The organism is Streptomyces corallincola (assembly GCF_019104725.1).
GTDB classification, from domain to species: Bacteria; Actinomycetota; Actinomycetes; order Streptomycetales; family Streptomycetaceae; genus Streptomyces; species Streptomyces corallincola.
This window is the reverse complement of the sequence record NZ_JAHRXF010000012.1, coordinates 93,286-109,305: the sequence shown is the minus strand read 5'-3', so window position 1 is coordinate 109,305 and position 16,020 is coordinate 93,286. Positions and strand designations below refer to the sequence as shown.

Annotated in this window: 11 protein-coding genes and 2 pseudogenes; 7 read left to right on the top strand and 6 right to left on the bottom strand. The window is 72.8% G+C overall.

Features of this window, described 5'->3' with window-relative positions; translation table 11 throughout:
- Nucleotides 1-23: 23 nt before the first annotated feature.
- Together KUM39_RS11195 and KUM39_RS11190 are read right to left on the bottom strand one after the other, a co-directional pair.
- Nucleotides 24-374, bottom strand: coding sequence for a cytochrome C oxidase subunit I (locus tag KUM39_RS11195; protein ID WP_246619941.1), 351 nt, complete (start codon nt 372-374; stop codon nt 24-26).
- Nucleotides 375-414: 40 nt separating this feature from the next.
- Nucleotides 415-867 (bottom strand): annotated as a pseudogene (locus KUM39_RS11190) (cbb3-type cytochrome c oxidase subunit I); the annotation flags it as partial.
- Here KUM39_RS11190 and KUM39_RS11185 point away from each other — a divergent pair.
- From KUM39_RS11185 to KUM39_RS11160, 6 genes and pseudogenes are all read left to right on the top strand, one after another.
- A pseudogene (locus KUM39_RS11185) lies at nt 860-1,175 on the top strand (MmyB family transcriptional regulator); the annotation flags it as partial. The pseudogenes KUM39_RS11190 and KUM39_RS11185 overlap by 8 nt on opposite strands.
- An 880-nt stretch (nt 1,176-2,055) precedes the next feature.
- Nucleotides 2,056-3,651 (top strand): NAD(P)-binding domain-containing protein, encoded by a 1,596-nt coding sequence (locus KUM39_RS11180; protein ID WP_217785348.1) that lies wholly within the window; start codon nt 2,056-2,058, stop codon nt 3,649-3,651.
- 5 nt (nt 3,652-3,656) lie between these two features.
- Complete coding sequence (locus KUM39_RS11175; protein ID WP_217785346.1) at nt 3,657-4,799, top strand: alpha-hydroxy acid oxidase; 1,143 nt, start codon at nt 3,657-3,659, stop codon at nt 4,797-4,799.
- Nucleotides 4,796-6,184 carry a cytochrome P450 gene (locus KUM39_RS11170; RefSeq protein WP_217785344.1) on the top strand — a complete coding sequence of 463 codons (1,389 nt, stop codon included), beginning with the start codon at nt 4,796-4,798 and terminating at the stop codon, nt 6,182-6,184. Before KUM39_RS11175 ends, KUM39_RS11170 begins: the two co-directional genes overlap by 4 nt.
- Before the next feature lie 12 nt (nt 6,185-6,196).
- Nucleotides 6,197-7,477, top strand: a complete 1,281-nt coding sequence (locus KUM39_RS11165) for a cation:proton antiporter (protein ID WP_217785343.1) — start codon at nt 6,197-6,199, stop codon at nt 7,475-7,477.
- Nucleotides 7,468-9,186, top strand: coding sequence for a thiamine pyrophosphate-binding protein (locus KUM39_RS11160; protein WP_217785342.1), 1,719 nt, complete (start codon nt 7,468-7,470; stop codon nt 9,184-9,186). Before KUM39_RS11165 ends, KUM39_RS11160 begins: the two co-directional genes overlap by 10 nt.
- Nucleotides 9,187-9,265: 79 nt before the next feature.
- Here KUM39_RS11160 and KUM39_RS11155 read toward each other — a convergent pair whose 3' ends face one another.
- Complete coding sequence (locus KUM39_RS11155) at nt 9,266-10,405, bottom strand: sensor histidine kinase (protein ID WP_443732236.1); 1,140 nt, start codon at nt 10,403-10,405, stop codon at nt 9,266-9,268.
- A 541-nt stretch (nt 10,406-10,946) separates the two neighbouring features.
- Nucleotides 10,947-11,633 carry a response regulator gene (locus KUM39_RS11150; protein ID WP_217785338.1) on the bottom strand — a complete coding sequence of 229 codons (687 nt, stop codon included), beginning with the start codon at nt 11,631-11,633 and terminating at the stop codon, nt 10,947-10,949.
- A 151-nt stretch (nt 11,634-11,784) separates the two neighbouring features.
- On the opposite strand from KUM39_RS11150, the gene KUM39_RS11145 reads away from it, so the two are divergent.
- Nucleotides 11,785-12,351: a hypothetical protein gene (locus KUM39_RS11145; protein WP_217785336.1), complete on the top strand. Its 567-nt coding sequence runs from the start codon at nt 11,785-11,787 to the stop codon at nt 12,349-12,351.
- Nucleotides 12,352-12,497: 146 nt separating this feature from the next.
- On the opposite strand, the gene KUM39_RS28145 is transcribed toward KUM39_RS11145, so the two are convergent.
- Together KUM39_RS28145 and KUM39_RS11130 are read right to left on the bottom strand one after the other, a co-directional pair.
- Nucleotides 12,498-14,975, bottom strand: coding sequence for a dipeptide ABC transporter ATP-binding protein (locus tag KUM39_RS28145; protein WP_246619940.1), 2,478 nt, complete (start codon nt 14,973-14,975; stop codon nt 12,498-12,500).
- On the bottom strand, nt 14,972-15,919 hold the full coding sequence (locus KUM39_RS11130) for an ABC transporter permease (protein WP_217785335.1): 948 nt from the start codon (nt 15,917-15,919) through the stop codon (nt 14,972-14,974). The genes KUM39_RS28145 and KUM39_RS11130 overlap by 4 nt, the downstream gene beginning before the upstream one ends.
- Nucleotides 15,920-16,020: the final 101 nt, after the last annotated feature.

Genomic DNA, 16,020 nt, shown 5'->3' with positions numbered 1-16,020 from the left:
CTCTCCGGTCAGTGAGAAGCGGCTCAGCGGCAAGCGCTCAGCGGCTCAGCGCCAGCGCGGCGGCCGCCGCCGAGGTGAGACCGGCCGCCGCGCCCAGCGTGTATCCCACACAGCGCAGCCGCATCGTACTCGCCCCGCAGGGAACGGCAGCGGGCCGCGACGCGCTCCAGGTCCTGCTTGGCGCGGCGCAGGCTGTCGGAGACGTGGAGCTGCTCGATCTCCTCGCGCTGCGCCGTGGTCAGGCAGTCCATGCGCTCGGTGAACTCCCGCGCCCGCTGTTCGGCCACCGCGATGGTGGCCTGCCACAGCAGATACCCCTCGACCTCGTTGCCGAGGCCGGCGCCTTCGGCTTCCTGCCCCGGCAGTCTGGTCATGGTGGTCTCCGGACTCAGTGCTCTGGCTCGGTGCTCCGACTCAGTGCTCGATGGCGTACGCCTCGCGCTCCGCCCGCGCGATGTCCGGGTGGTGCAGGTCGAACGCCAGGGATTCGCTGCGGATGTGACGAAGTTGTGGCGGGGCGGCGGGCAGGAGGTCGCCCACTCCAGCGAGCGGCCGTAGCCCCACGGGTCGTCCACCTCGACGGGGCTTGCCGTACTTCGCCGTCTTCCAGACGTTGTAGAAGAACGGGAGCATTGACAGGCCAAGCAGGAACGAGAAGATCGACGAGACGGTGTTCAGCGCGGTGAAGCCGTCGGCCGCCAGGTAGTCGGCGTACCGGCGCGGCATGCCCTCGGCGCCCAGCCAGTGCTGGACCAGGAAGGTGCCGTGGAAGCCGATGAACAGCGTCCAGAAGGTGATCTTGCCGAGCCGCTCGTCCAGCATCTTGCCGGTGAACTTCGGCCACCAGAAGTGGAAGCCGGCGAACATCCAGACGGGAGCCGGCCGCAACCGGCACGACAAGGATCTCCACGACCTGGTCGGCGAACTGTCCACCCGCAGCGACGCCTTCCGCACCAGATGGGGCGCCCACAACGTCCGCCACCCCGGCACCGGCACCACCATGCCTCGGCGACCTCACCCTCGCCTTCGAGGGCCTGGACATGGCCGCCGCCCCCGGCCTCACCCTCACTATCTACACCGCCGAACCCGGCTCACCCTCCGAAGAGGGACTACGGCTCCTCGCCACCTGGGCCGCCACCCAAGAGACCGATAACCAACAGTCGATCGGCAACTGAGGGGTGATAGCGCCGAACCCGGCGGCGCCAGACTGTCGGCGGTTGGCGGAGCGTCGACGGGCAGGAGAGGTCGCGTCGGACGAGCTCACCGGTCTGGGAGCAGACCTGTTCGCCTGGACGGCGGCCTGCTGGCTCCGGTAGCTCACAGGAAGTGAGATCGGGCAAGTGGTGGGCTGACCGGCGCAGCGAGGGCGAGGTCCTTGCGTAGGGCTCTACCGCGCTGGCTTGGGGACCAGTTGGGGACCACACGGTGAGCGCGACAGTGCACGACAGTGCCTGCTATGCGCGCTATCCGCCCTAATTAAGTCTGCTATATCCAGAAAAGACCTTTGACCTCTACTCCTGGGGGTCAAGGGGTCGCAGGTTCAAATCCTGTCGTCCCGACTCGAACGAGTCGGAGGCAAGGGGTGGTTCCGGAGGTATCCGGAACCACCCCTTGATCCGTTTTCGGGGACCGGACACCGACCTGAAGCTGACCGGTGTGTGCCGCAGGTGACCGGAGTGGCCCTGTGTCGCCCCCCCCGTGTATCGCTGTGACCCTGTTGTCCCCCGTGACTCTCGTTGTTACGGTGCTTCTTGAGATTTCAACAGGAATCCGATGGACGGCCGTCGTGCCCCGGTCGGAACGGCCCCGTTTCCCTCTCGCACCGCAACTCTCACCCGTTCCGGCGCGCCACCCCCCACGACCCCGGCCGGGCCGACACCACCGCGCCCGGCCCGGTCCCCCTTCGTCGCAGCAGGCCGGTCCGCGTTCGCCACCCGGCCGGACGCCGTCGTACCGGACGGATCTCCGGTCTTCGCGGGCCACGAGGCGAAGCGTTCATCCGAGCTCTTCCGTACGTCTTCAGGTACGTCCCCGCCCGAAGCACCAGGAGCTTTCATGGAATCCCCGCAGAGCGCACCCCTCGACTACGTTGTCATCGGCGCCGGACCGGCCGGCCTCCAGCTCGGGCAGTTACTCCGGACGGCCGGGCACTCGTACCGGATACTGGAGCGAGGCCAAGGGCCGGGCACCTTCTTCCGTACGTTCCCCCGCCACCGCAAACTGATCTCCATCAACAAGGTGCACAACGGGACCGACGATCCCGAACTGAACCTCCGGATGGACTGGAACTCCCTGCTCACCCCGGACGGCGGACCGCTGTTCTCCCAGTACAGCAAGCGTTACTTCCCGCACGCCGACGACCTGCTGCGTTACCTCGCCGACTATGCCGAGACGTTCAAGCTGGACATCGCCTACGACACCAGCGTGGAGCGGGTGGGCCGGGACGCCGCCGGTGACGGGTTCGTCGTCACCGACCAGCACGGGCACGAGCACCGGGCGCGCCGACTGGTGGTGGCCACCGGGGTGAGCCTCCCCAACACCCCCGACATACCCGGCGTCGAGCACGCCGAGGACTACTCGGCGGTGTCCGTGGACCCGGACGACTTCACCGGCCAACGGGTCCTCGTCCTCGGCAAGGGCAACTCCGCCTTCGAGACCGCGGACAACCTCGTGGAGACCGCGGCCGTGATCCACGTCGCCGGGCCGCACTCCGTGAGGCTCGCCTGGAACACCCACTACGTCGGCCACCTCCGCGCGGTGAACAACAACTTCCTCGACACCTACCAACTCAAGTCGCAGAACGCCCTCCTGGACGGCCATGTGCTGTCGATCGAGCCGGACACCGAGGGCGGGTTCCGGGTCCGCTTCAGCTTCTCCCGGGCGGACGAGGTGGTGAAGGAACTGCGGTACGACCGAGTCGTCCTGTGCACCGGCTTCCGCTTCGACGCCTCGATCTTCGACCCGGACTGCCGACCCGAGCTGGTCATCGACGACCGCTTCGCCGCCCTCACCCCGGCCTACGAGTCCGTCAACGTGCCGGGCCTCTACATCGCCGGGACCCTGATGCAGCAGCGGGACTTCAAGAAGTCCACCGGCGGCTTCATCCACGGCTTCCGCTACGCCGTGCGCGCCCTCGCCCGCGTCCTCGACGAACGCCACCACGAACGGCCCTGGCCGCACACGCTCGTGGACGCCTCCCCGGCCGCGCTGGCCGACGCCGTGGTGTCCCGCGTCAACCGCAGCTCCGCGCTCTGGCAGCAGTTCGCCGTCCTCGGTGACCTGCTCGTCACGGCGCCCGGCGAACCGGCCCGCCACCACGAGGAAGTGCCGGTGGCGTACGCGCACGAGGGCCGGCTCACCAGGGACCGCGACTACTTCACCGTCACCCTGGAGTACGGCCCCGACCACGACAAGATCGACCCCTTCGACATCACGGTGCGCCGCACCGCGCAGAACTCGGTCGAGGAAGCCTTCGACGCGGCCTATCTGCACCCGGTGATCCGCCACTTCCGGGACGGTGACCTGCTGGGCACCCATCACCTGGCGGAGAACCTGGAGAACCAGTGGGACGACCCGGAGGTGCACCACGCCCCGCTGGCGGACTTCTTCGCCCGCGAGCTGGACCTCCGGCCGAGCCCCGCCGGGCGGTGAGCGACATGCACTACACCGTCCACGACTTCGAGACCGCCGCCCGCGCCGAACTCGACCCCGTCTACGCCGACTTCATCGCCGGTGGCGCCCAGGACGAGATCACCGTACGGGCCAACCAGGCCGCCTTCCGGCGGCTCAGGCTGCTGCCTCGGGTGCTCCGGGGCAGCGCCGAACGCAACCTGGAGACCAGGCTGTTCGGCGGCCGTGCCGACCTGCCGATCCTGCTCTCCCCGACCGCGTTCCACAAACTCCTGAATCCGGAAGGGGAGTTGGCCACCGCGCGGGCCGCCGCGGCGGCCGGAGCCGTCATGATCGTCTCGATGGCGTCCACGGTCGCCGTCGGGGAGATCGCCGACGCGGCGCGGGCCGCCACCGAGGGCGGCCAGGCGCCACCGCTGTGGTTCCAGCTCTACATCCAGCCCGACCCGGAGATCACCGACGCGCTGGTCCGGCGGGCGACCGACGCCGGGTGCTCCGCCCTGGTGGTCACCGTGGACTCCCCGGTGCTCGGCGCCGGGGAACGCAACCGGCGCAACGGTTTCCACGACCTGCCGCCCGGCCTGCGCTGCGAGAACCTGGTGGACCTGCGCGACGGCGAGCGCGGCCACGTACGGCAGATCGCCATGTCGCCCGAGCTGAACTGGGAGCACGTCGATCGGCTGCGCCGCACGACGGACCTGCCCATCCTGCTCAAGGGCGTGCTGCACCCCGAGGACGCCCGCCTGGCCGTCCGGCACGGTGTGGACGGGCTGCTGCTCTCCAACCACGGCGGACGGCAGCTCGACACCGTCCCGGCCACCGTGGAACTGCTGCCCGAGATCGTCGCCGCGGTGGACGGCCGTGTCCCCGTGGTGCTGGACGGCGGGGTGCGGCGCGGAACCGACGTGGTCAAGGCGCTCGCGCTCGGCGCGGTCGCCGTGGGCATCGGCCGCCCCGTGATGTGGGCACTGGCCGAGGGCGGCGAGAAGGGCGTACGGCGGCTGCTGGAACTGCTGCGCGACGAACTGGACGACGCCCTCGCGCTGTGCGGGGCCTCGGGCCCGGCCGACCTGACGCCCGATCTGGTCCGCCCGCCCGCCTGGGGGTTCGGGCCCGGTACGGACGTGGTGCCGGGGGCCGACCACCGGTTCGGCGGGGTCGCCGGATGAGCCCCGCCGGATGGGCGGCCGTCGCCCTCGCGGCGGTCGCGGCGGTGACGCTGCCCTCCTGGCTGCCCGGTCTGGTGATCGCGCTGCGGGTGCGCATCTTCGCCCGGGTGGGCGGCGAACAGGGCGTCGAGGTACCCGGCCGCGAGGTGTCCGCCCAGGAGTTCAGGAAGGTGTACGGCCATCCCGCGGCCGACGGCCGCAGCCGGGGCGCGGCGCTGTCCGACCTGTTCTGGTACTGGCTGTCACCCGGCCCGCACGTGCACCAGGAGCACCTGGAACCCGGCCCGCGCTACGACGACGTGGCCCGCACCACCCGGCAGATCCTGGCCGGACTGTCCAAGGACGAGTGGGCGGAACTGGTCGGCCGCCGCATCCGGGGTGTGCTCGACGAACTCCCCGCCTCCGCCCCCGTCCACCGGGTCAGGCTGCGCGACCTGATGATGCCCGTGTGGGCCGAGGTGTACTACGAGGTGGTGTTCCGCGCACCGTGCCCCCGCCACGTCAGGGACCTGATCACCGGCAACGCGGACGACGTGGTCAGCGCGCTGAAATGCACCGGCCTGCGCCACTTGGAACGCCGGGCCCGGCTCACCGCGTACCTCAGGGACCGGCTCGCCCACGACCCCCCTCCGGTGCCGTTGCCCGCCACGCTCTCCGCCGACGAGCAGGCGTACTACCTCCAGGGCACGTTCTTCAACACCGCCGTGGTGCAGATGTCGGAGGCGATGGCCCACCTGCTGCTGGCCGTCGCCACCCACCGGGAGGTCCAGGACCGGCTGTCGGCCGGGGAGACCCGTCCCGGCTTCCTGGACGGGGTCATCGACGAGACCCTCCAGCACTTCCCGCTCTTCGGAGTGGCCCACCGCGTCACGTCCGCCGAGATCCCCCGGGCGGGCCGGAGCCCGATCCCGGCGGGCTCGGTGCTGCTGTTCAACTACCCGGAGTACCAGCGGTCCGGCCAGGGCCCGTTCGATCCGGACCGCTGGCTGGACGCGGACACCCGGCCCGCCGAGTCCATCCCGTTCGGGATACCGGCCAACCGGCCCTGTCCCGCCCGCGGTTTCGCCGTCCTCACCATGCGGGTGGCGGCGGAGGAGACGCTGCGGCGGTTCCGGCTGGAGTCCTCCGCCCAGCACACGCGGTCGCTGCCCAGCCGGGGACCCTGCCTGCTCGTTCCCCGCACCGGCGGCCCGCCCGGAACACCGGACCGCCCACGGGCCCGGCTTGCGGCCATGCGGCTGGCCGACCGCTGGGAGGGCGTCGGGCGCAGCCTCGTCCAGCTCGTCCTCGGCACCTACATGGTGTGGGACGCCAGACGACAGGGGCTCTGCCGGAACCACTTCGCCGCCTCCGGCGGTTCCCCCACCGCCGCCTCCGGCCGCTGAGAGGACGCGGACATGACTCCCGTGGAGCTCGCTCCCGCCTTCTTCCTGGCCGTCGTCGTCATCCTGCTGGTCTGCCGACTCGTCGTCCTGGCCGCGGGACGGTTCGGGCAGCCGCCCGTGGTCGGCGAGATGATCGCCGGGGTGCTGCTCGGCCCGTCCCTGTTCGGACTGCTCGCCCCCGGCCTGTCCGCGCGGGTCTTCCCCCCGGAGCTGAAGCCGGTGCTGTACGTCGCCGGTCAGATCGGCCTGGTGGCCCTGATGTTCGCCGCCGGGTTCGAGTTCCGGGGGCACGCGGGGCGCGGGCTGGCCGGGACCGCCGTCACGGTCTCCCTGGCCGGGGTGGCGGTGCCGCTGGTGTCCGGTGTGGCGCTGACCGTCCTGGTCCACGGCCACGTCGGCATCTTCGTCCGGGGCGTCCCGGTGTGGGTGACCGCCGCGTTCGTCGGTGTCGCCCTGGCCATCACGGCCTTCCCCATGCTGGCCCGGATCATCACCGAACGGGGGCTGTCCGGCTCCCGGTTCGGCTCCCTCTCGCTGGCGGCCGGTGCCACCGACGACGCCGTCGCCTGGATGATGCTCGCCGGGGTGCTCAGCGTGGCCTCCGGCAGACCCGGGCCCGCCGTCACGGCCATCGGCGGTTCCCTGCTCTTCGTGGCCGTGCTGCTCCTGCTGGGCCGACGACTGCTGGCCTGGGTGGTCCAGCGGCCGGGCCTCGGCGACGAGACCCGCCTGCTGTTCACCGTGGCCGTACTGTTCTGCGCCGCGTGGTTCACCGACGTCATCCAGCTCTACGCGGTGTTCGGGGCGTTCTGCGTCGGCATGGCGATGCCGCGCGGGGAGCCGTCGGAACGGCTGGTGCGGACCACCCAGTCCCTGACCCAGGTGGTGTTCGTTCCGATGTTCTTCACCTACTCCGGTCTGAACACCCGCTTCGACGTGTTCTCCGACCCGTCCGTGCTGGCCTTCGGGGGCGCCGCCGTCGTCGTGGCGGTGGCGGGCAAGTTCGGCGGCTGCTGGGCCGCCGCCCGGCTGCGCGGTGAACCCGGCCCGGTGGCCCTCCGGGTCGGCGCGCTGATGAACGCCCGCGGGCTGATGCAGCTCATCGCGCTCAACATCGGGCTCTCCGCGGGCATCGTCAGCGACCAGTTGTTCGCCGCCCTGGTCCTCGTCGCCCTGGTCACCACGGTCATGACGGTCCCGGTGCTGAACCGGCTGGACCGCCGGGACGCCGGAGCCGGACCGGAACCCACCCCCCACCCGGAGGACGAGAGGAAGGCACAGGCGTGGAGCTGAACGGGGCCCAGGCGCTGGTGGACCAACTGGAACGAGAGGGGGTCCGGCACGTGTTCGGCGTGCCGGGCGTCCAGCTCGACCACGTGCTGGACGCCCTCGCGCGTTCCCGGGCCGCCGGAGGACCCATCGAGTACATCGCCGCCCGGCACGAACAGGGCGCCGCCCACATGGCGGAGGCGTACGCCCGCACCACCGGACGCCCCGGGGTCTGCCTGGTGGTGCCCGGCCCCGGGGTGCTGAACGCCCTCCCGGCGGTGGCCACCGGCTACGCCTGTTCCTCGCCGATGCTGTGCGTGGCCGCCGACATCCCGTCCACCCTGGCCGGACGCGGCCTCGGCATGCTGCACGAACTGCCCGACCAGGACGGGATGCTGGCATCCGTCACCAAGTGGTCCGCGCGCGCCGACACCCCGGATCGCGTACCCGGCCTGGTCCGTGAGGCGGTACGGCGGTCCAGGTCCGGGCGCCCCCGGCCGGTGGCCCTGACGATCCCGGCGGACGTCCTCGCCGCACGGGTGGAGAACGGTCCGGAGTCCGTGGTGGGGGAACCCGCCGGGGAGGACGACGCCGGGCGGGGGCACCGGGGCGAGCGGGCCGGGGGCTCCGGCTCCCCGGAACAGGACGTGCTCGCGGAACTCACCGCCCTGCTCCGGGAGGCGCGCCGCCCCCTCCTCTACGCGGGCGGCGGTGTGCTCGCCTCCGGGGCGGGCCCGGCCCTCACGGCGCTGGCCGAGGAACTGGGCGCTCCGGTCGTGATGAGCCGTAACGCCGGCGGCGCGGTGCCCGCCCACCATCCGCTCGCCTTCTCCAGCCTCGCGGCACCGCGCTTGCTCCCGGCCGCCGACGCGGTCCTGGTCGTGGGCAGCCGGTTCGTCTCGCCGCGCGGCACGGCCCTGCCGACCGGTCCGGGCGCGGCCGTCGCGCTGGTGAACGCGGACCCCGCCGACCTGGGCGCGCCGAGGTCGGCCGACCTCACCCTGTGCGCCGACGCCCGCCCGGTCCTGGAGGAGCTGCGGGCCGCGCTGGCCCGCGCAGGTGGACGTGCGCCCTCGCGCCGGGGCGGCTCCGGCTGGCCGCCCGGAGAACTGGCCGGAGTCCGCGCCTGGTGCGCCGGACGGATCGAGAGCGTCGAACCGCAGTGGTCTTACGTCCGCGCGCTGCGCGAGGCCATCCCGGACGACGGCTTCCTGGTCAACGAGCTGACCCAGGTGGGCTACCTGGCGTCCGTCGGCTACCCCGTGCACCGGCCCGGGACGTTCCTCACCCCCGGCTACCAGGGCACCCTCGGCTACGGCTACCCCTCGGCACTGGGGGTGAAGGTGGGCAACCCGGACCGGGCGGTCGTCTCGGTCAACGGAGACGGCGGGTTCTGCTGGAACATGCAGGAACTGGCGACGGCCCGCAAGTACGGCATCGCGGTGACGGCGGTTGTCTTCAACGACAACGCCTACGGGAACGTCCGGCGCATCCAGGCGGACGAGTTCGGCGGCCGCTTCATCGGCAGCGACCTGGCCAGCCCCGACTTCGTCCGGCTCGCCGAGTCGTTCGGGGTACCGGCCGTACGGGCGGACGGACCGGCCCGGCTCGGCGGCGCCCTCAAGGAGTGCCTCGGCGAGCCCGGTCCGTCGCTGATCGAGGTGCCGGTGGGCGAGATGCCCAGCGTGTGGCCGCTGCTGCTGGGGGGCGCGCCGGGTTCGGTCCGCGCTTGAGCGGGCGGGGTGCCGGTGCGCGTGGCCGGGCTCGCCGTGCTTGGGCGGAGGGGTGTCCGTGCGCGTGGCCGGACCGGGGTCAGCCCTCGTCGCCGGGGCCGGTGGCGTCCGGCAGGCGCGCCCGGAACACCGCTCCCTCGCCCGGTGCGCCCCCCACCGTCAGGGAGCCGCCGTGACGGTGCATCACATCGCGGGCGATGGCGAGGCCGAGACCGGCGCCGCCGGTGTCGCGGCTGCGGGCGTCGTCGAGCCGTACGAAGCGCTCGAAGATCCGCTCACGGTCCTCCGGAGGGACGCCGGGGCCGTCGTCCAGGACGGTGAGGGTGATGGCGCCGTCCTCGACGGCCGCCGTCACCGTCACCCGGGACGCCGCGTGGCGCTGGGCGTTGTCGAGGAGGTTGCCCAGGACACGGGAGAGCTGGGTTCTGCTGCCGGTCGTGGCCAGGGCGCGGTCCCCGAGGTCCACGGAGATCGGCAGCCGGTCCGTGCCGACGCGCGCGGCGACCTCCTCGTGCACCAGCGTGGTCAGGTCCACCCGCGCGTGCGCCGGGCTCTCCCCGGCATCCAGGCGGGCGAGCAGAAGCAGGTCGGTGGCCAGGTTCTGCAGGCGTACGACGTCCTGGACGAGGTCGCGGGTGTCGAGGAGGTCGGGATGCGCGTCCGCCACCTCCAACTGGGTGCGCAAGTTGGCTATAGGGCTGCGGAGTTCGTGCGAGGCGTCCGCGATGAAGCGGTGCTGCCGCTCCACCGAACGCTCCAGCGCCGCCAGCGTGCTGTTGGTCGTCCGGGCCAGCCGCGCGATCTCGTCGCCCGAACGGGGCTCGGGCACCCGGCGGGACAGGTCGCCGCTGCCGGTGATCTCCGCCATCTCGGCGCGGATGCCCTCCACCGGGCGCAGCGCGCGCCGTGTGACCAGCCAGGTCACCGCCGCCACCACGGCCAGCAAGAACGGCAGCCCCGCGAGCAGCGAATCCGTGACCTGGCCGATGGTCGCCTGCTCGTCGTCCAGGGAGACACCCGCGTAGACGGTGTACGTTCTCCCGTCGTACGAGGTGCCCTGGACGGCGGCGAAGCTGTAGTCGTGGGTCGCGCCCGCCACCGTCGCCGTGATCGTCCGCCGCTCCACCCCGGTGCCGACCTCGCCGCGCGGAGGGGTGGAGGGCGTCGGGGTCGCACGGGGGGTGTCGTCCTCGACGCTCGGGGTGGGAACGGTTTCCAGCCCGCCACGTCTGCCGCCGTGGTCGTCACCGCTCTCCGTACCGCCCCCGCTTCCGCCGCGGTCGTCGCCGCCCCGGCCCCGGCGGCCGTGATCCTCCACGGGCGTCACGGTGTGAGCGGCGCCGGTGCGGACGGGTGCGTACCGGGCGGGGGCGGTGAAGGCGGGCGAAGTGGATTCCGCATGCGTGGAGTCGGGGGACGAGCGGAGCGGGCGTGGCGCCGTCACCCCCGCGGCGGCGCGCGCGTAGTCCGCGACGGGGGACCGGCCCACGAGTACCGCGTCACTGCTCAGCACCCGGCCGTCCGAGCCGACGACCTGGACCACGCGCCCGTCCCCGGGCAGGTCGAGCCGGTCGAAGCGGCCGTTGAGCGCGTCCTGTGAACCGGCCACCGTACGGGCGGTCACCTCCGCCTCCAGCCCCGCGCGACCGGTGAGGTTGTGCCGCAGGACGGCCAGTACGGCGAAGCCCGCCGCGACCAGCGCCACGCACACCACCGCCGTCGCAGCGAGCGTCGCCCGAGCCCGAACGGAGTTCAGCGGTCTAGCCATTGCGGACCCCCTCGGCCTCCAGGCGGTAACCCGCCCCGCGTACCGTCCTGATGGAGCGGCGGTCGAAGGGCGCGTCGATCTTCCTGCGGAGCGCGCTGATGTAGACCTCGACGATGTTCGGGTCGCCGTCATAGGCGAAGTCCCAGACGTGGGACAGGATGTCGGCCTTGGACACCACCTCGCCCGCGTGCCGCGCGAGGTGTTCGAGGACCGCGAACTCCTTGGTGGTCAGGGCGACTTCCGTGCCGTCCCGGCTCACCCGCCGGGCGCCCGGATCGACGCTCAGCCCGCCCACCCGCAGCACCGGTGAGCCGGTCCGGGCCCGGCGCCGCAGCAGGGCGCGGATGCGGGCCTGAAGAACGACGTACGAGAACGGCTTCGTCAGGTAGTCGTCAGCGCCCGTGTCCAGGCCCTCGGCCTCGTCGTACTCGCCGTCCTTCGCGGTCAGCATGAGGATCGGTGTGTCGTCGTCCTCGGCCCGCAGCGCGGCGCACACCCGGTAGCCGTTCATGCCGGGGAGCATGATGTCGAGCAGGATCAGGTCGTAGTCGTGCTCCCGCGCCAGGTGCAGCCCTTCCAGGCCGTCATGGGCCACGTCCACGGCGAACCCCTCGGCGGCCAGGCCGCGCGAGAGAGCCACGGCGAGCCGCCGCTCGTCCTCGACTATCAACAGGCGCATACCGCAAGGGTGTCAGAACCCGCCTGAAGAACCCTTCAGGTTCCTTCAGCCTGGCTTCAGCATGCCTGGCGCACGGTTGTCCTCGTCCGGCGAACGCACCGGACGCGCTCCACGGAAGGGCCGTGGAGCGGACGGAAGGACAGGACACGTCATGACCAACTCCCGTTTCACCGGCCGCCGTCGCACCATCGCCGCCGTCGTCGTAGCGGCGGCCGTGCTCGGTGGGGGCGCGTACACCGCCACGGCCGTCGGCTCGGCCCCCGCCCGGCCCGGCACCAGCCCGGTCAGCGCGGTCCCGAGCGTCACCGGTTCCACGGCGCCGCACCCGACGGCCAGTGCCCCGTCCCACGAAAGGCACGGCGCCGACGACCACGGCCGCCACGACGGTGCCGACGACCACGGCCGCCACGCGGAGGGCGAGGACCACGCACGGCACTCGGGTGCGGACGACTCCGGCCGGGACCGGGTCACGGCGATTCCCTCCGTGTCCTCCGCCGCCCCGGCGGGGAAGACGTCCTCCGCCGCGCGGCCGACGCCCACCGCCACCGTGGAGGACCGGCCGCACGCGGACGACCACCCGGGGGCCCACCACCGCTCCGGCGGACACGGCGACGACGACCGGCGTCACGGCGCGGACGACGGACGGCACGACGGCCGGTCCGGCGACGACCGCGACGGCTCGCACGACGGCTCGCGGGGGCGCGGCGGTCGCCACTGAGCCGGGGCGCGGCGGCAGTGCCGCGCGGGGCCCTGCGCGGGAGGGGGCCGACTCCGTGGTGAGCGGAGCGGCTCTACCGGCGCGGGGCACTTCCGGCATGGGGGCTGCCCTCCCGGCGGTTCAGCGGGCGTGGCGGGCGCGGCGGGTCAGCGGGCGTGGCAGGCGTGCTGATGGCCGGGGCCGGGACCGGCCGGGGCAGCGACCTGTCCCGCGCCCGGGCCCACCGCCGCCGTGATCGGACGCAGGGCCGGGCGCTCGGTGCGGCAGCGCTGCCGCACGTTCTCGTCCAGCAGCCGGTACAGCGGGCAGCGGTCCACGAAGACGCAGCCCTCCGGGAGCCGGGTCGCGCTGGGCTGTTCGCCCTCCAGCACGATGTGCTCCCGCGAGCGCTCGATCCTCGGGTCCGGCACGGGTACGGCCGACAGCAGGGCCTCGGTGTACGGGTGGGTGGGGTGCGCGAACAGTTCCTCGGTGGCGCCGGTCTCGACCATGTGGCCGAGATACATCACCGCGATCCGGTCGGCCATGTGCCGCAGCACCGCCAGATCGTGCGCGACGACCAGATAGGCGAGGCCCAGTTCCCGCTGGAGCCGGACCAGCAGATTGACGACGGCGGCCTGCACCGAGACGTCCAGCGCGGACACCGGTTCGTCCAGCACCACGAGCCGCGGCTCGGTGGCCAGCGCGCGGGCGATGCCGACCCGCTGGCACTGCCCGCCGGACAGGGCCGCCGGGAAGCGGTCCGCCACGGACGGCTCCAGCCCGACCAGATCCAGCAGCTCGGCCACCCGCGCCCGGATCGCCGCCCGTTCGTGTCCGACGGCCCGCAGCGGCTCCGCGAGCAACTGGGACACGGGGAGCCGGGGATCGAGCGAGCCCAGCGGGTCCTGCATGACGATCTGCACCGTCCGGCGCAGCTCCTGAGTCCGTGCCGCCGAGCGGGGCGCGGCCACGTCCGTACCCGCCACCTCCACCCGGCCGCCCTCCGGCGCCGCCAGCCGTACGATCTCCAGCAGCGTGCTCGTCTTGCCGCTGCCCGACTCGCCCACCAGACCCAGCGTCTCGCCCGCCCGCAGCTCGAAACCGACATCGGTGACCGCGTGCAGCGTGCCGACCCGGCGCTTCAGCAGGGCGCCACGGGTGACGGGGAAGGTCTTCGTCAGCCCGGACACGCGGAGCACCACATCGCCGGGGGGCGGGGTGTGGGCCGGGCCCATGTGGGGGGCGCCGGGGGGTTCGGGCGTACGGGTGTGCTCGGCACCCATGTGGTCGGCGCCCACGCGGTTGTCCGCACTCGTGTGCTCGGTGCCCATGTGGTTGTCGGCACCCGTGTGCTCGGCGCCCACGCGGTTGTCCGCACTCGTGTGCCCGGTGCCCATGTGGTTGTCGGCACCCGTGTGGTCGGTACTCATGTGGTCGGTACCCATGTGTTCGCCGGGGGGACCGGTACCACCCGCAGCCGCATCCCCTCCACCTGCCTCCGCGGTCCCGGCGCCCTCCGAGCCCGTACGACCCGCGCCCGCACCCCCGGCACCCTCGGCGCGACCCCCAGCACCCGCACTCCCCGCTCCCACAGCGAACAGCGACTCCGCCGCCACTCTCCCGTCCGCGATCTCCCCGACTCGCAGGCACGCCACCTCGCCGTGTCCCGCGACAGCGGTGAGTGCGGGTTCTTCCGTGCGGCAGTCGTCCGCGACGGCCGGGCAGCGGTCCGCGAAGGGGCAGCCCACCGGGTCGCCCACCAGGGACGGCGGCTCGCCCGGGATCGGTACCAGCGGCCGGTCCGTACGGCCCTTGGTGCGCGGCACCGCGCCGAGCAGCCCGATGGTGTACGGCATGGCGGGGCGCGCGAACAGCTCGTCCACCCCGGCACGCTCCACGATCCGGCCCGCGTACATCACGGCCACCTCGTCGGCGTGCCCGGCGATGACGCCCAGGTCGTGGGTGATGAGGACGACCCCGGCGCCGGTCTCGGCCTGCGCGGTGCGCAGTACGCCGAGGATCTGCGCCTGGACGGTGGCGTCGAGAGCGGTGGTCGGCTCGTCCGCGACGATGACCTTGGGGGAGTTCGCCATCGCCAGAGCGATCACCACCCGCTGCCGCATCCCGCCGGAGAACTCGTGCGGGAACGACCGCGCCCCGCGCCGGGGTTCGGGGATGCCGACCAGGTCGAGCAGCTCGACGGCACGCTCCCACGCGGCCCGCCGGGACAGGTCCTGGTGCACACGGAGCGCGTCGGCCAGCAGCCTGCCGACCGGGAAGATCGGGGTGAGGGCGGACAGCGGGTCCTGGAAGACCATGCCGATGTCCTTGCCGCGCACCGCCGACAGCAGCCGGTCGCTCAGCCCGACGAGGTTCCGGCCCCCGAGCAGCACCTCACCCGAGACGTGCGCGGTCGGCGGAAGCAGGCCCATGATGCCGAGCGCGGTCGCGGACTTGCCCGAGCCGGACTCCCCGACGATGCCGAGCGTGCGTCCGGGCAGCACGTCGAAGCTCACCCCGCGCACCGCGCGGACCGGCCCGGCCTCGGACGGGAAGGAGACACGCAGGTCACGGACGGACAGGACCGGCGTGGCAGCCGGGTCCGCCGGGAACTGCCGTACTCCGGCGCTGGTGGACGTCAACGTCGGCCTCCTCGGGATCCGGTGGTGGACATGGGGTCGAGCGCGTCCCGCAGCCCGTCCCCGACCAGCGTCATCGACACCGTGAGCAGCACGACCAGGGCGGCCGGGAACCCGAACAGCCAGGGTGCGGAGCTGATCGCGCCGGAGCCGTCGGCCAACATGGTGCCGAGCGACACGTCCGGGGTCTGCACCCCGAAGCCGAGGAAGGACAGACCGGTCTCGCCGAGCACGGTGGCCACCACTCCGAGAGTGAGATGGACGACGAGCAGGGAGCCGAGGTTCGGGATGATGTGCCGGACGACGATCCGCCAGGGCCGTACGCCCATGTACTCGGCGGCCTGTACGTAGTCGCTGGTCCGCAGCGACGTGGCGAGCGCCCATACGACACGTGCCGTGCCCATCCAGCCGAACACGGTCAGGACCAGGATGAGGACCCGCCAGTCACCGGCGAGACGGTGCGAGACCAGGGCCAGGATCAGGAAGGACGGTACGACCAGCAGGAAGTGGATGACCATCAGGGTCAGCCGCTCCACCCGGCCGCCGAGGTAGGCGGCGCCCGCGCCGATCAGTGCGGCGAGGGTGCTGGTCAGCACCGACACGCTCACCGCGATCACCAGGGAGCGGCGCAGACCGTGCACCGCCTCGGCGTAGATGTCGTTCCCGCCCTGGGTGGTGCCGAAGTAGTGGGTGGCGCTCGGGGGTTGGGTGAGGGCGAGGAAGTCGGCGTCCGTGTAGGAGAACGAGGTGAACAGGCCACCGAACACGCTGAACAGCACGATGAGCAGGAAGAGCGTGAGGCCGAGCAGGGCGCCCCGGTTGCGGGCGAAGCGCCGCAGATACAGGCGCCCGCCGCCGAGGGCGGCCGGTGCCTTCGGGCGCTCGGCGTCCGGGTCCGTCCTCCCGGCGGCCCGTTCCGGCAGGGGCGGGGTGACGAGGGCGGTCATCTCGGCTGACCCGAGCCCTCGGTCGGGGAGAGGACGGGCGCGGTGCCGGTGTCGGTGTCGTGGGCGACGACGGCCGCCGCCGGTCGGTCGGCCGTCCTCCG

Bases quoted from the DNA above. Each gene is read 5' to 3' on its own strand.
- KUM39_RS11145 (WP_217785336.1), top strand. From the start codon at position 11,785: ATGACCAACTCCCGTTTCACCGGCCGCCGTCGCACCATCGCCGCCGTC.
- KUM39_RS11180 (WP_217785348.1), top strand. From the start codon at position 2,056: ATGGAATCCCCGCAGAGCGCACCCCTCGACTACGTTGTCATCGGCGCC.
- KUM39_RS11165 (WP_217785343.1), top strand. From the start codon at position 6,197: ATGACTCCCGTGGAGCTCGCTCCCGCCTTCTTCCTGGCCGTCGTCGTC.
- KUM39_RS11130 (WP_217785335.1), bottom strand. From the start codon at position 15,919: ATGACCGCCCTCGTCACCCCGCCCCTGCCGGAACGGGCCGCCGGGAGG.
- KUM39_RS11170 (WP_217785344.1), top strand. From the start codon at position 4,796: ATGAGCCCCGCCGGATGGGCGGCCGTCGCCCTCGCGGCGGTCGCGGCG.
- KUM39_RS11175 (WP_217785346.1), top strand. From the start codon at position 3,657: ATGCACTACACCGTCCACGACTTCGAGACCGCCGCCCGCGCCGAACTC.
- KUM39_RS11195 (WP_246619941.1), bottom strand. From the start codon at position 374: ATGACCAGACTGCCGGGGCAGGAAGCCGAAGGCGCCGGCCTCGGCAAC.
- KUM39_RS11150 (WP_217785338.1), bottom strand. From the start codon at position 11,633: ATGCGCCTGTTGATAGTCGAGGACGAGCGGCGGCTCGCCGTGGCTCTC.